The following is a 13,488-nucleotide window of genomic DNA, read 5'->3' as shown; positions in this document are numbered from 1 at the left end:
ATTACATGCTTATAAAGTAACTATACATTAATGAGAATTGAAAAAAGATGATGCAAAGCATGCATTTAGGGTTAGTTACAGAGTTTAGTTCAAGAATTTCATTGGGTGGGAATTAGAATAAAAAAGCAATGTGTACAGAAGAGTTCTCTATCTCAACTACACTTGACCCGTCTACAACTTCATACTTTATAGTGACTATATTGATTGAGAGTGGCACGTTCTGTGCGCCCTCCAAAGTAAGTAGAGAGACACTATGAAACGTTTAATTATAAATATCACACTCTTGGCATTCATGGCACTTGGTAGTCTTAATGCCATGGCTCATGATTCAATGGTTAAGTATGGTATCGCGATATCTCACGATGGTGAGCAAATTGCGTATGGCAAAAGTGGAAGTGGGGATACGGCGCTGATCTTCATTCACGGCTGGAGCCTTGACAGCAGGCTGTGGCAAAACCAAGTGAGCGAGTTTTCAAAGCAGTACCAAGTGATCACCATGGACTTAGCGGGGCACGGTAACTCATCGTTCAACCGCGAAGAGTACAGCATGGTCGCGTTCGCCGAAGACATCAAAGCAGTAATCGAGAAAGAGCAACTTGAATCCGTTATCTTAGTCGGCCATTCAATGGCAGGTGGTGTGATTGCCGAAGCCGCTAAACTGATGCCGAAAAGAGTGAAGGGCATTATTGGTGTCGATACATCGCAAAACGTCGCACTAGCGGTTTCACAAAGCGAATTAGATGCAATGACCAAATCCTTTGAAGCAGACTTCCAAGCTGGCATTACTATGTTCGTGAAAGACTCGCTACCAAAAGACGTAGACGCAGATTTACTTTACTGGGTAACGCAAGACATGGCATCAGCACCGCCAGCTATCGCGATAAACCAATTCCGTCATTATCTAGGCCAATACGTGACAGGCGAAGCACACCGCGTGTATGAGAACGTGAATGTGCCAGTAATATTGGTTAACGCTCGCCTATGGCCAACGGATTCAGAAGCGAACAAGAAACACATTAAGGATTACAGCATTTACTACATTGAAGGCTCAGGCCACTTCCCAATGCTAGAGCAACCACAGCAGTTCAACACAACGTTGCTGAAAGCGGTTCAGTCAGTGAAGTAGGGCGGTCGAAAGCTTCGATTAGATAAAACTAAGGCCTCGCGTTTGCGAGGCCTTTTGTGTTCTGTAGAGCGAGCAAAACAAAGTGGTAGATACACGTGAGAATCGACTGAAAATCCCCTCCTAACCTCCCCCCTCATTCTTATACCTCAAGAGATCGGGTCACTCCATTCGAGGGGTATGTACGTCACATACAAACTAGGTATCGAACATACGAAATATTTATATCTTCACTGCTAAATATACAACAGGTATCACATTTATCTGTTAATGGTTAATCTAACCTGTAATGACCTATTTACTGATAAAAATAACTTTAACAGCACCTTTCATCATGTGGGGAGGCTTTAAATTCAACGTCAGATAAAGAGATTTCTTATGTATAAGTATCTAACACTAATCGTTTTATTACTCGCTGGGTGTGTGTCTACAAACGAAGTTGCAGACAAATCTTGGTGCCAACCTTACAACGACCAACTTACTGAAGTTTTTAGCAACGAACTTACGTTAGGCGCGAGAGCCCTAGATACCGTTATCGGGTGTGCTCCAAGGCCTTTACCTAAATTTGTACAAGGAGACGTACTAACTAACTCAACACTTATGTCCGACTTTCAAGTGAAACAGGTCACTGATATTAAAGAAGTGTACGCCAACACCAAGCCTAATGCGGACGATATCATCAACTTTGTTATTTCACCGCAAGCAAAACAATTAGCATTGAGCAGGGCATTGCGTCTCAATGAGCTTTCATACTCAATTATTGTGCAATCGCAGAAGGACAAATCGGAAATAATAAAAAACAATACCTTTGAAATACTTAATGAATTTACGGAAGATAATATTGATAAGCTAAACAAGGCCGTAAAAGAAGCCAGTTACGATAGATATCAGAAACAAGTGCATCGTATTCAGCGTGATTATTATGACATCTTGTATCAAATTACCCTCGGTGGGGCTGATAAGGATGGTCGACAGTCAATATCATACGACCCGAAAGATATCGCAACGCTGCTCACTAAGGCTGTTAAGGTTTATGCTGATCAACAGACTATTAGGTCAAACTTTTTATTAATGCGCGATCAGTATTTCGCAACTATCAACAGTAATTCACTTCCATCTTTTGATCAGCAGTGGGAGAACCAGATAACAGACATTAAAGAGCAATGTAAGTTAACTGCAAAAGGGCTTGGTTTAGATGAAACCAAGTGCGCAGTTATTCAGCAATAGATATATCTTTATTAAACTAAGGCCTCGCGATTACGAGGCCTTTTGTATTCCGACCAAAACTTAATAACAGCAAGGGCCAAATATTCAATAACTCTTATTTAGAAGTTAACGGAAACTTGGGATAATCGCTGGTACTCCTGGTAGAAGACCAACCAACGCCATCACACCACTTAGCACAATAAACATAATGCCAGGCAACACCCAACGGCTCATTTTACTCAGTTTACCGCTACGTTCTTTACAACCTATCAGGCCTAAGTTATCTAACAGCATGGTGAGAGACCAGCCAAACGCGGGGTTAACGAGCGCTGAAGAAAATACAACAATCGCTGCCGATTGCGTGGTTTTTCCTTCACGCGTCATTTCCATTCCAGCTTCTAGCAATGGCACAAATACCCCAACAATGAGCGCAACACAAAGTACGGGTTGCCATATCGCTAGATCCATTGGGTAGCCCCAAACTGCGGCGATGATACAGAACAGAGCCGTCAGCAAAGCGCCAGCAGGTATAGGGCGTTTCGCAATCGCCGCCGGTACGATGTAAGTACCCCATGAAGACGTAAAGTTAGTACCGCCAAGCAGGGAACCGAACGTTTGACGAATCGAAGCCGTGGTCATGGTATCGTCAATGTTCATGTGTACTTTTTCGGTACGTTCTGGATAGCTGATTTTTTGAAATACTTGATGCCCTAAGAAATCTGGCGACCACATCGCGACGGCTAAAATCGCAAACGGCAATACCACCATGAAGTGTTCAATCGTCGGTAGGCCTAGCATCCAACCTGTATCTTCTCCCCACCAATACATAGGGTTCATGTTAGGTAAGCCTGGCTCAGTGTGGAAAGCAAATGGCGCACCCATGGCAAACGCAATCGTACCACCCAGTAAGCAACTAAGAGGGACGGCTAACCAACGTTTGCGGAAGTGTTCTAATAAAGCGTACAAAATGATGGTGCAAAAGATCACGACAAACGCGATATGGCTCATACCGATTCCCTCAGCCCAAGCGAACAGCTTTTTCACTTGAGAGGCGGTTCCAACAAAACCGAGGTAGAGCAATAAGCCGCCACACACGCCTTTACTGGTAAGGTTAGCCAACATACTGCCACCTTTACTGATGGCTAGAATGAGGCCAAAAGCGCCAATCAGCAATCCAAACGCCATAGGGTGTCCGCCTGCTGCAACGACAATTGGAATTAAAGGGATGAGTGGACCGTGTGTACCGGCGAGGTTAGCAGTCGGCAATAAAAAGCCAGAGAATAGAATGATGAAAACAGAGGCGATGAGTAGTTCATAACGAACGTTTTCTAAAATAAAGCCTTCATTTAGCCCGAGCGCCCCGGCAAAGGTGGCTGCTATCGCTCCCACCATAACCACTTTACCAATGGTAGCGGCCATAGCTGGGATGGTGTCTTCTATCTCAAATCGATAATCTTTAAACGGCAAATTGGGACGCCAGCGTTTAGGCGCCATGATTTGTAACTCATGCTCTAAATATTGTTCGCGGGATTCAAATTCCGATCTTGGTTTGTGTTGTTGTTCATAAGTGAGTTCGTCCTCATTGGTTTGAGGCTTATCTGGTCGTATATTTACGGACTCTAAAGTACTGCTCATTCTGATTCCTTTCGCTCACACATCTAAGATGTATTATTCCAACAAACGTTATTGGCTCACGCAGAAGCGCAAACAATGCGTCAACTTATAATTAAAAATTCATTAACATTTAGTTGTTAGTACCTTATATCAAACCAAAAAAAACAAACAGTCTCAGACAGTTAGACATTAGTCGTAGAGTAAGTCGACAAGTATTAGGCTTTGTAGACAGCGTGTGTCTGATTATTTGTCGCTCCTTAATTTCTCCCACGTTCTGTGATTGATAATGATAGAATCTCCGCATCTGAATTATCGAGAAACTAGGTATTTATAAACAATGTTTATCCATCATGTTAACGGCATCGACTGGCTGGTGATTACAGCTTTTGAAGAACTAAAACCGATGTTTATCGAAGATGCAGGTCCAATTCCATCTTACTTTTCTACCACCAGTGAATTGAGCCTGATTGATCAAGCCAAGCGCAGCTATGGATTTCTACCTACACTCCGCGGTGTGATCACCGATACCGGCACGTATCAAAGTAAAGATCTTGAAGAAGATTTGAACCCACAGCTTGCGTGTATCGTTGAAGGGCGTGGCCGGATGTTTATCTACCATGGCGACTATGTGGCTTTTGTCGATGACGAGCAAACCTTCATTACCCGAATGAACTGAGAGTGATTCAGTGAATTGAGATCGGCGAATTGGTAAATCGGCGAGTTAGCTTCCCTAAAATTAAAAACTAAAGGATTAATACGATGGCAAAAACGATCTCACTTGTACTTGGCAGTGGTGGCGCAAGAGGCTTGGTTCATGTTGGAGTCATCCGTTGGTTAGTTGAGCATGGCTATCAGATAAAATCCATTTCTGGCTGTTCAATTGGCGCACTGATCGGTGGTGTCTACGCGGCGGGCAAGTTAGATGAATTTGAAGAGTGGGTCACCAGTATCGACCAAGGTGATATGGCGATGCTGTTGGACTTTTCATGGCAATCGAGTGGTATGTTCAAAGGGGACAAGATCATCGACACTCTGCGTGGACTGATCGGTGAGATTTCAATTGAAGATCTGCCTATCCCTTATACCGCCGTTGCCGCTAACGTCGCCGATGAAAAAGAGGTTTGGCTGCAATCAGGTTCTCTGTTTGATGCTATTCGTGCCTCTATCTCGTTGCCACTGTTCTTGACCCCTCACGTTATCAATGGAGAAGTGCTGATTGATGGCGGCGTTCTCAATCCCGTACCGATTGCGCCTACCTTTGGTGATAATACAGACTTTACACTGGCTGTGAATTTAGGTGGTGAACCTGAAATGGTTAAACAGGAAGTGATGCCGGTTTCCCAGCCAACAAAAGAGAGCAAGCTGCATGAGAAGGTTGTGCATTTTATCGATAACCTCGGTAGCAGTGTAAAAAGCAAAATGAGCTTCAACTTTGCTTTTTACGATATTGCCAACCAAGCATTTGATGCGATGCAATCGACCATTGCTCGCCAAAAGTTGGCCGCTTACCCCGCCGATATCACGCTTGAGATCCCACGAAATGCCTGTGGCACCTTAGAGTTTTATCGCTCACAAGAGATGATAGATAGAGGTTACCATTTGGCGCAAGCTAAACTGGGCAACCGTCTTTAATGGGCAGGTTACAGCCGCTTTAGATAGCAGAAAATGCAAGACCATCACTTCAAATGCCTGCCGCCATCTAGGTGCAAGGTTCTTCCCGTCATGTAGTGACTGGCCAACACAAACTTGATGCCCTCTATTATTTCCTCAAAGCCCGCTTCTGCGGGAATAAGAGCTTTCTGCAGCGCTTTGGTTTTGTATGCCTCATCGTCATGTTCATTAAACTTAATCATGGCTGGGGCGATGGTATTTACTTTCACCTTGGGAGCCAACATTGCTGAAAACGACAGCGTTAGGTTGTTGAGCGCCGCTTTACTGGCGGCGTAAGCGATGTGTTTTTTACTGCCTTTTTCCGCAACGTAATCACTGATGTGGATGATGTCTGAGTTTTGCTCGCCAGACATCAGTTGGTCTTTCAGCATTAAATTAACCAGGTAAGGCACGGTAGCGTGAATCGTCATCATCTGGTGCATGATGTGTGAGGCATTTTCGCTGGGATCTTGCTTGTTCTCGGGTTTCCAGTCGGAAGCATTGTGTATGACGGCTCTGAGTGTCTTATATTCTTGCCCAACATAATGAAGAAAACTCTCTAGGCTGCTTTGTTGATAAAAGTCTACCTGCTGCAAGTCGGCTCCAGTGTCGCGCAATCGTTGCAGGTGAGGATAGTCGTTGCGGTAGGTGCCAACCACGTTGTATCCATCCGCTAAAAGTTGCTGCGCCAGTGCGAAGCCGAGTCGCTTTCCCACACCTGTTACTAGTATCGTTTCACTCATCGTAAAAACTCAGCTCTGGTTTGAGGGTTAGTTTTGAAAATGCCACCGAGCGCGGTTGTTGAGGTTTCAGAGTTTGCATCCATGACACCTCTGGATTTAACGCAATAGTGGGTTGCTTTAATCGTCACGGCCACGTTTTCTGTTTCAACCAGAGTCTGTATCGCGACCAGGATTTGCTGAGTAAGACGTTCTTGAACTTGAGGGCGCTGGGCAAAGAATCGAACAATACGGTTGATTTTAGACAATCCAAGAATCTTGTTTTCAGGAATATAGGCCACTTCCGCTAAACCATCGATGGTAATGAAGTGATGTTCGCACGTCGATGTTAAGTTGATGTCTGATACCTTAACCATTTCATCAACCGACATTTTGTTGTCTATCACACTGACTTTTGGAAAGTTGTTGTAATCGAGCCCTGAAAAGATCTCATGTACGTACATCTTTGCAATGCGATGGGGTGTTTCAGCAAGGCTATCATCGGTTAAATCCAACCCAAGCGTACTCACCACTTCCGTTAAAAGCCCTTTGATACGGTTGTACTTTTGGTTGGGGTTCATTTCGCTCGAAGTCATTGGGGTTTCAAGTCCTTTTGCGAGCAAAGCTTCTCTTACTTTTTCGGCTTCTGTATTCAGCATGACTCTCTCCTTAAGAATTCTTGTCGTTGTCTGCTTCATAGCTCAGGGTGAGCGAGACAGAGTCGGCAAAACGTAGCGCATGAGGCTTGTCGATTCTCACTTGAGCGTATCGCACCCATGGATGGTCGATACAAATGCCGAGGACGTCGCTGGTTAGCTTTTCCAAAAGCAGAAACCTTCCGGATTCGACGTGTTGAATAATCTTCTTACAGATGTTTTTGTAGTTAAGCGCGTTGTCCACATCATCAGAGAGACAAAGGTTGTTAGCGGGGTAGTGGATTTCTGCATTGATAACGATGTCTTGTTGCTTCGACTTTTCTTCTTCGTTGAAACCGATGAAGGTTCTTAGTCTCAGGTTCGTAATGGTGATAATGGCGTTGTGATTCATAACAGTGTCCAATCCTTAGAAAGTGAAGTCAGTTACGTGTTTGTTTTAAGAAAAGATCAGTAAAGTCACGCGATTAAGATTTCAGTCGTTCTTTTTACAGTTGTTCGTTTTGCCGTTGTTCCTGTTGCAGTCTTTTTTTTGTCGTGTAAAGGCTAAGTGAAACTGAGCTCGAAAGAGATGGGTTCTGTTTTCTGACTCAACTGGTCGAAGCTTTCCCAGAGTTGCTGAAACGAGATATTTAAGGTGGGGTGACGTTCTTGCGCGGCGACATCGACTAACGGTCTGAGCACAAATGCGTACTCGGTGATCTCGCCTCTAGGAAGCTCTACACCGTCGATAACGCCCACTTGATTATCATAAAGAAGGATGTCGATATCCATCGTACGTGAGGCATACGCTTTGGTCTGGCGCTGGCGATCGTTCTCTGATTCGATTTGATGCAGAACCTTAACTAGCTCTGCGACAGGCAGGTCACATTCGAACCCAACGACTAGGTTTAGGAAGTTATCCCCTTTGAAACCGACAGGTTCGCAATCGTAGAAATTAGAAATATTCAGAGGTGCAAAGCGGTCGTGCAATGCCTTGAGAGACTCTGTGACGTGGTGTTCTCGGTTAATGTTGCTTCCGATGCTGACATAGACGTTGGCCATAGTTTTCCTTCCTTTTTAAGGAGCCTATACGTCCAAATCGCGTTGAAGATCAGCTATGTACCCTTTTAATGGCAGGAAGATAAAAGAAAAATACGCTTCTTTAGTGAATTTTTTGTGCGCACTAAGGCAATGATGGCGATTAAGTGAAACTTGGTCGGCTAGCTCGGATGAGATGCTTTTTATGTGATCTGCGTTATAAAATGGTGAAACCACTGCATCAAAGGTGTGCATCTGATCCGAAGGGTTAGTTCTAAATAAGCCCTAATCCTTTTATATCAATAGCTTAAATAAGTGGCATATTGATTGAATAGTTATTCCTGGGAACTAACAGTAAGGGGGATACTATGACTCTATTTACGTTTATGAATTTGCGCTTCAACTTGGATGATGTTTGCTATTTGACGACGATGACTGCTCTTGGTTTTAGTTATCTATTGCATTTCGTCTAAGTGGCACGGTAACTAGGGAGTGTGGAGCTTTGTTCTACACTTCATGCTCAGTAATACATAGGTAGCCGTATTAACACGAATGCCAGCCATAACATACTGGCATTCCATTTACCTCACTGGGAGCTTAGTCTTTGTTTTTACCTGACCGAAGGCGAAGCTGGATTCAATAGAAGCGATATTGGGCAGGCGAGTTAGTTGTTTACGGATAAACTGCTCGTAGCTTTTGAGTGACTCGCTCACTACATGCAACAGGTAGTCGTGATTGCCTGTCATCAAAAAGCACTCCAACACTTCATCAATCACCTCAATGTGTTGCTCAAAGTCTCGCATGTTCTCTTCAGTCGGCTTTTCGAGCTTTACCAACACAAACACATTCACAGGCAGACCACACGCTTCTTGGTCAACACTGGCGTGATAGCCGCGAATAATCCTTTGTTTCTCCAGTGCTCGAACTCGGCGTAAACAAGGAGAGGGTGATAGCGCCACTCGATCGGCCAACTCTTGATTCGTCAGTCGAGCGTTGCTTTGCAGTTCAGCCAGTATTTTCTTGTCGATCTCGTCCATTGGCATGTTCCATCAATATTGGAATTTGTTTAGCAATATTATTGCTCAAAGTGTAGGTCTTACTTCGCAAATCGCAATTTTCAATATCTGCACAACACTAAAATTAAAGGAGGTATAACAAAGGATTGAACTATGAACACGTCAACTCAACTTAGCCCGCTGCGTAAAACGACCAAACACGAACAAGCAGAAGCCCTTGCCATTGAGCAAGCAAAACACTTTGGTATCGACCCAGATAGTGATTACGGTATCACGCTGATTGAACTGGCTACAACGCTGTACCAAGCCAATACCAAGACACACGACCTTTGGGCATTGACGGTTGATGGACTTTCAGAGCTCGACAAAAGCGACCGAATCGCTTGGTTTAACGCCAAACGTTTTTTGTCATTCCAGATCGCGAAGATCCTTGATAATCTGCAAAACCCAATGCGTGCCACTTACCAATCTATCGCTACTAACAATGGTAACTTTGCCTCTAAAGGTGCGTATCCTATCTTCGATAATGTGGCGGCTATCTTCTCGGCAAGCCCTGTGATTACGCGCACCGCGACCTATTTGTTTGCGTGTACAGAGTGGATTGAAGACGCCTTCAACGGTAAAGAGCCGCTGCACGATATTTACTCTCGACTGCTTAACCCAACCTCGATTTCACTGGCTAATCATATGGTTGATATTGAGGCCGGTTCTAGAGCCAACGAGTACCTCGCATGGAACTTTAACTCGGGTATGGCGGCCATTGATGGGTTGTTGAGCCATTTACTTGGACACGAAGACATTGTTTTGGCCTCACGTAACATTTACGGCGGTTCTTACCAGTTGTTGGAAGATTGGTTTGGCAAGCCTTCGAACTTGAATGTCGCGGTAGAGTGGTTCGATGGCTACTCCGGAAGTGAGTTTGCTACTCGACTTGATGAGGTTGCCGAAAAATACGCTGATCGCCTCGCCGCAGGTAAGAAAATCTACGTATACCTAGAGTCACCGTGTAACCCACATGGCTACGTGTTAGATGTTGCTAGCATCAGTAAAGCTGGTCACTCTCGTGGTTGGGACGTGATTGTCGACTCGACTGTGGGTACGCCATTACTGCACCCAATATTAAAACGTGATGATGTGATGGAAAGACCTGATTATGTGATTCATTCCTATACCAAAGAGCTGGCGGGTTCAGGCATTACAACCGCTGGAGTCGTGATTGGTCGCAACGAGACCATGTTTGTGCCAAAAGGTGAGGAGGTTGCCTTTACTAAACCTAACGGTGATGAGGCAATCATTCCATGGAACGAAACCCTGTTTTGGAATGTGTATTACATTAAAGGCGCGTTCTTAGACGCAGACAAAGCGTTTGAAGTGCTCAATGGCATGAAGACTTATGAGATGCGTGTGGTACAAAAAACCATCAACACCCTGACTCTCGCGAAGATCTTTGATGCACACCCAGACATCAATGTGTCGTGTCCTGCTTTGCCAGACAGCGATAACTATGAACACTGCCAGAACAACATGTACTTGGGGCTACCAGCTGCGCTGTTTACTATCGATATGGAAGGTAACGGCAATCGTGCGCCAATCAATCGAGATGGGTTCAAACAGTTCTTCGACATGCTTGAGCCTGCAATCGGTATGCAAGTGAGCTTAGGGCAAACCAACACCGTGGCCTTGTGCCCAGCACTGACCACGCATTCAGAGCTCAGTGATGAAGCGCTTAATGAAGCTGGCATTAAACCGACCACAATGCGTATCTCGATTGGCTTGGAAGACCCTCGAATGTTCATTGCTCATATTATCGAGGCTGCTAAATTGTCGATTGACCGCAAGCATGCCGACTTCTCATCGAGCTTCCCGAGTGGTGACAGTATCGATGAAATCTATATGCAAACCTATATGGATGTACACCAAAGGTTTGTGAAGAGCTTGCCGAAGTTCAGTCAGCTTACTCAATGACTTAGGTCAGTAAGAAAAACTTGTAAGCTCAGTCAGTTAAAAGGCCGTAAATAAAAAAGCACCCTGCTGACTCAATAGTCGGTAGGGTGCTTTCTCGATATAGAACCTAGTGACCATATTGGTTTACCAAGTCGCTTACTATTTAGGCTGGTGGCCTGTCTTTTTCGCAAGCTCTTGCATAGCCTCGGCAAACGTAGTTGTTCCGCCTTTTGCTTTAACTTGAACGACTTTATATCCTTGGCTTTCCAGCGCTTGGCGCTCAGCTAAAACGGCTTTGTCATCTGGTTGGTTGCCTTGCACAGGCTGATGAATGTAACACCCTTCTAGTTGACCATCTTCGACCAGTTGGTGATGTTTCAGTGCATTGATATCAAAATTCATAGTAAGTCTTTTCGTTTTAAATGGAGAGTCTCTCTGACAACGGCCGCGAGTATTTATAATTTTATCGTGTGTACCCAAAGGCATTTTAACCATAAGAGGCTAGTGTAAGTACAGTAATCTAATGACATGTAATAGGATACGGTTTACTTCAAAAAGGAGCAAAGACAAATTACGGAATAACTTGCTAATCTTAAGCTTGAATTTGTGTGTTGGTCATCATCGCGATGAGTCTGGCGGCACGTTTACGCATATCACGTCTATCAACAATCATATCTAAAGCACCATGCTCTAGTAAGAATTCACTTTGTTGAAAATCATCAGGTAATTTTTCTCGTACCGTTTGTTCAATCACTCTTCGCCCTGCAAACCCAATTCGCGCTTTGGGTTCACCAATATTGATGTCACCAAGCATTGCTAAACTGGCTGAGACACCGCCAAAGGTTTGATCGGTTAATACTGAAATATAGGGTAACCTTGCTTCGGATAGTCGCTTTAAAGCTGCGCTTGTTTTTGCCATTTGCATTAACGCCATCAGTGACTCTTGCATGCGGGCACCACCACACGCGGAAAAGCAAACCAGTGCACAGTTTGATGCAATTGCTTGATTAACGGCGTCCACAAATCGAGCACCGACAACCGATCCCATAGATCCAGCCATAAAAGAAAATTCGAAAGCGCAGGCTACAACAGGCATTCCGAGCAGCTCTCCTTGCATTGCGACTAATGCATCTTTTTCGCCTGTGCTTTTTTGGGTTAGGGCAAGGCGCTCTGTGTAGCGTTTATTGTCTTTAAAATTGAGTAAATCTTTCGGCTCATGTTGTTTGCCTAACTCAGTTCTTTCGCCTTTATCTAAAAATGTATCCAAACGAAGACGTGCTGTCATTCGCATGTGGTGTTCACATTTAGGGCACACCTCCAGGTTCTCCTTAAGGGCAATGCGGTAAAGGACCTGATCACAGGATGGGCATTTGGTCCATACCCCTTCGGGAATTGATGTCTTACGTGTACTTATTAACTTCTTTTTATCTAACAGTTTTTCTAACCAGCTCATGGCGAGACCTTATTCTAATCGCTCTAGTGATTAGCATTGTATAAGCCTGTTATTGGTAATAAAGTGTCTAATATTGACTTTATAATCCCATTTAATGGGATGTGTGGGGCTTGTGAGATAGGAGGAGTTGATGTAATGCTTGAAAAAATTGACCAACAGTGGCTTAAAAGCTTTCACTGTGTTTATGAGAACAATAGTTTTAAAAAAGCGGCGGAGTTTTTATGTTTACCGACCTCAAACGTCAGTCGCCACATCGCTTTGTTAGAAGAGCAACTAGACGTTCGATTATTCGATAGAACGACTCGCCGAATTGCGTCGACAGAAGCAGGAGAACACCTCTATCTGCGAACTCAGCCTCTGTTGGATAAGCTCAATGATGCGCTTGAGGAGGTCACACAACATTCTCGTGAGGTGATGGGGCAGCTCAACGTACTCATGCCAGATTCACCGGAATTAGCCCAAGCCGTCGTTTCTTTTTGTACCCAGCACTCTTCCATTTCATTGTGTTGTGATACGAACATCAGCCCTAAAGAAGACTTTGTGGACGGCTTTGACGTTATTCTGAGTTTTCACCGAGGGAAGCTCGAAGACAATAATTGGATAGCCAAGGAGATCAAACGCTGGCCAAGTGCTGTTGTAGTGGCCCCTAAACTTCTGAAAACATCCCTTAAACCTTTCAAGATTACCGACTTGAAACACGTACCTTGCATTAACAGTTTTACCGCATTGAACGGGACTCCTTGGGTTTTCAAATCCTTAACAGGTGAACTTATCACGCAAAGGGTGCAATCTGCATTTAAGGTCAACAGTGGGCAGCTTGCTAAAGCTGGCGCATTGGCTGGATTGGGGTTTGCGATACTTCCTGCCGAATTCTGTCGCGATGAAATAGATGCTGGCTATCTGGAAGTTATAGAACTTGAATACAAACCTGAAGACTTAGTGTTGTATGCCTTTTATGCTTCTAGAAAACACATAGCGAAAAAGGTGCCAATATTCATTGAACACCTACAGCGTCAAGCAAACCTAGACGTGCAAAAATAACATAAAATACGGAGGCTATGAGCCTACAGATTGAAAAAGAGCTACGAGA

14 protein-coding genes are annotated in these 13,488 nt (G+C 44.3%); 6 read left to right on the top strand and 8 right to left on the bottom strand.

Features of this window, described 5'->3' with window-relative positions; translation table 11 throughout:
* The first annotated feature begins 253 nt into the window (after positions 1-253).
* Together OCU50_RS07910 and OCU50_RS07905 are read left to right on the top strand one after the other, a co-directional pair.
* Positions 254-1,126, top strand: a complete 873-nt coding sequence (locus OCU50_RS07910; RefSeq protein WP_060467878.1) for an alpha/beta fold hydrolase — start codon at positions 254-256, stop codon at positions 1,124-1,126.
* A gap of 375 nt (positions 1,127-1,501) precedes the next feature.
* Complete coding sequence (locus OCU50_RS07905; protein WP_060467877.1) at positions 1,502-2,350, top strand: hypothetical protein; 849 nt, start codon at positions 1,502-1,504, stop codon at positions 2,348-2,350.
* 105 nt (positions 2,351-2,455) lie between these two features.
* Here the strand turns inward: OCU50_RS07905 and OCU50_RS07900 are convergent, their stop codons facing one another.
* Positions 2,456-3,964, bottom strand: coding sequence for a DUF3360 domain-containing protein (locus tag OCU50_RS07900; protein WP_017057489.1), 1,509 nt, complete (start codon positions 3,962-3,964; stop codon positions 2,456-2,458).
* 316 nt (positions 3,965-4,280) lie between these two features.
* Here OCU50_RS07900 and OCU50_RS07895 point away from each other — a divergent pair, with 316 nt between their 5' ends.
* Positions 4,281-4,619, top strand: coding sequence for a hypothetical protein (locus tag OCU50_RS07895; RefSeq protein WP_060467876.1), 339 nt, complete (start codon positions 4,281-4,283; stop codon positions 4,617-4,619).
* 83 nt (positions 4,620-4,702) lie between these two features.
* On the top strand, positions 4,703-5,575 hold the full coding sequence (locus OCU50_RS07890) for a patatin-like phospholipase family protein (RefSeq protein ID WP_060467875.1): 873 nt from the start codon (positions 4,703-4,705) through the stop codon (positions 5,573-5,575).
* A gap of 44 nt (positions 5,576-5,619) precedes the next feature.
* On the opposite strand, the gene folM is transcribed toward OCU50_RS07890, so the two are convergent.
* The 5 genes from folM to OCU50_RS07865 form a co-directional block, all read right to left on the bottom strand.
* The gene (gene folM / locus OCU50_RS07885; RefSeq protein WP_060467874.1) at positions 5,620-6,336 is read right to left on the bottom strand and encodes a dihydromonapterin reductase; all 717 of its coding nucleotides are present in this window, start codon (positions 6,334-6,336) and stop codon (positions 5,620-5,622) included.
* Positions 6,333-6,971 (bottom strand): GTP cyclohydrolase I FolE, encoded by a 639-nt coding sequence (folE, locus tag OCU50_RS07880; protein WP_060467873.1) that lies wholly within the window; start codon positions 6,969-6,971, stop codon positions 6,333-6,335. The genes folM and folE overlap by 4 nt, the downstream gene beginning before the upstream one ends.
* A 10-nt stretch (positions 6,972-6,981) precedes the next feature.
* The gene (gene folX / locus OCU50_RS07875) at positions 6,982-7,359 is read right to left on the bottom strand and encodes a dihydroneopterin triphosphate 2'-epimerase (RefSeq protein ID WP_060467872.1); all 378 of its coding nucleotides are present in this window, start codon (positions 7,357-7,359) and stop codon (positions 6,982-6,984) included.
* Between the two features lie 152 nt (positions 7,360-7,511).
* Positions 7,512-8,009, bottom strand: coding sequence for a 2-amino-4-hydroxy-6-hydroxymethyldihydropteridine diphosphokinase (gene folK / locus OCU50_RS07870; RefSeq protein ID WP_060467871.1), 498 nt, complete (start codon positions 8,007-8,009; stop codon positions 7,512-7,514).
* A 557-nt stretch (positions 8,010-8,566) separates the two neighbouring features.
* Positions 8,567-9,022: an Lrp/AsnC family transcriptional regulator gene (locus OCU50_RS07865; protein WP_060467869.1), complete on the bottom strand. Its 456-nt coding sequence runs from the start codon at positions 9,020-9,022 to the stop codon at positions 8,567-8,569.
* A 132-nt stretch (positions 9,023-9,154) separates the two neighbouring features.
* On the opposite strand from OCU50_RS07865, the gene OCU50_RS07860 reads away from it, so the two are divergent.
* A complete protein-coding gene (locus tag OCU50_RS07860) occupies positions 9,155-10,966 on the top strand; it encodes a PLP-dependent transferase (RefSeq protein ID WP_060467868.1) in 1,812 nt (603 codons plus the stop codon).
* 138 nt (positions 10,967-11,104) lie between these two features.
* On the opposite strand, the gene OCU50_RS07855 is transcribed toward OCU50_RS07860, so the two are convergent.
* Positions 11,105-11,347, bottom strand: a complete 243-nt coding sequence (locus OCU50_RS07855; protein ID WP_060467867.1) for a hypothetical protein — start codon at positions 11,345-11,347, stop codon at positions 11,105-11,107.
* 190 nt (positions 11,348-11,537) lie between these two features.
* Positions 11,538-12,398 (bottom strand): acetyl-CoA carboxylase, carboxyltransferase subunit beta, encoded by an 861-nt coding sequence (accD, locus tag OCU50_RS07850; protein WP_060467866.1) that lies wholly within the window; start codon positions 12,396-12,398, stop codon positions 11,538-11,540.
* 135 nt (positions 12,399-12,533) lie between these two features.
* Here accD and OCU50_RS07845 point away from each other — a divergent pair, with 135 nt between their 5' ends.
* A complete protein-coding gene (locus tag OCU50_RS07845) occupies positions 12,534-13,439 on the top strand; it encodes a LysR family transcriptional regulator (protein ID WP_060467865.1) in 906 nt (301 codons plus the stop codon).
* The last annotated feature ends 49 nt before the right edge of the window (positions 13,440-13,488 follow it).

The sequence above is a fragment of the Vibrio toranzoniae genome (genome assembly GCF_024347655.1).
GTDB classification, from domain to species: Bacteria; Pseudomonadota; Gammaproteobacteria; order Enterobacterales; family Vibrionaceae; genus Vibrio; species Vibrio toranzoniae.
The sequence above is the reverse complement of the archived record's forward strand: the minus strand, read 5'-3'. Positions and strand labels throughout refer to the sequence as shown.

Excerpts from the sequence above, each read along its gene's own strand:
- OCU50_RS07910 (WP_060467878.1), top strand. The coding sequence starts at position 254 with ATGAAACGTTTAATTATAAATATCACACTCTTGGCATTCATGGCACTT.
- OCU50_RS07905 (WP_060467877.1), top strand. The coding sequence starts at position 1,502 with ATGTATAAGTATCTAACACTAATCGTTTTATTACTCGCTGGGTGTGTG.
- OCU50_RS07900 (WP_017057489.1), bottom strand. The coding sequence starts at position 3,964 with ATGAGCAGTACTTTAGAGTCCGTAAATATACGACCAGATAAGCCTCAA.
- OCU50_RS07895 (WP_060467876.1), top strand. The coding sequence starts at position 4,281 with ATGTTTATCCATCATGTTAACGGCATCGACTGGCTGGTGATTACAGCT.
- OCU50_RS07890 (WP_060467875.1), top strand. The coding sequence starts at position 4,703 with ATGGCAAAAACGATCTCACTTGTACTTGGCAGTGGTGGCGCAAGAGGC.
- folM (WP_060467874.1), bottom strand. The coding sequence starts at position 6,336 with ATGAGTGAAACGATACTAGTAACAGGTGTGGGAAAGCGACTCGGCTTC.
- folE (WP_060467873.1), bottom strand. The coding sequence starts at position 6,971 with ATGCTGAATACAGAAGCCGAAAAAGTAAGAGAAGCTTTGCTCGCAAAA.
- folX (WP_060467872.1), bottom strand. The coding sequence starts at position 7,359 with ATGAATCACAACGCCATTATCACCATTACGAACCTGAGACTAAGAACC.
- folK (WP_060467871.1), bottom strand. The coding sequence starts at position 8,009 with ATGGCCAACGTCTATGTCAGCATCGGAAGCAACATTAACCGAGAACAC.
- OCU50_RS07865 (WP_060467869.1), bottom strand. The coding sequence starts at position 9,022 with ATGGACGAGATCGACAAGAAAATACTGGCTGAACTGCAAAGCAACGCT.
- OCU50_RS07860 (WP_060467868.1), top strand. The coding sequence starts at position 9,155 with ATGAACACGTCAACTCAACTTAGCCCGCTGCGTAAAACGACCAAACAC.
- OCU50_RS07855 (WP_060467867.1), bottom strand. The coding sequence starts at position 11,347 with ATGAATTTTGATATCAATGCACTGAAACATCACCAACTGGTCGAAGAT.
- accD (WP_060467866.1), bottom strand. The coding sequence starts at position 12,398 with ATGAGCTGGTTAGAAAAACTGTTAGATAAAAAGAAGTTAATAAGTACA.
- OCU50_RS07845 (WP_060467865.1), top strand. The coding sequence starts at position 12,534 with ATGCTTGAAAAAATTGACCAACAGTGGCTTAAAAGCTTTCACTGTGTT.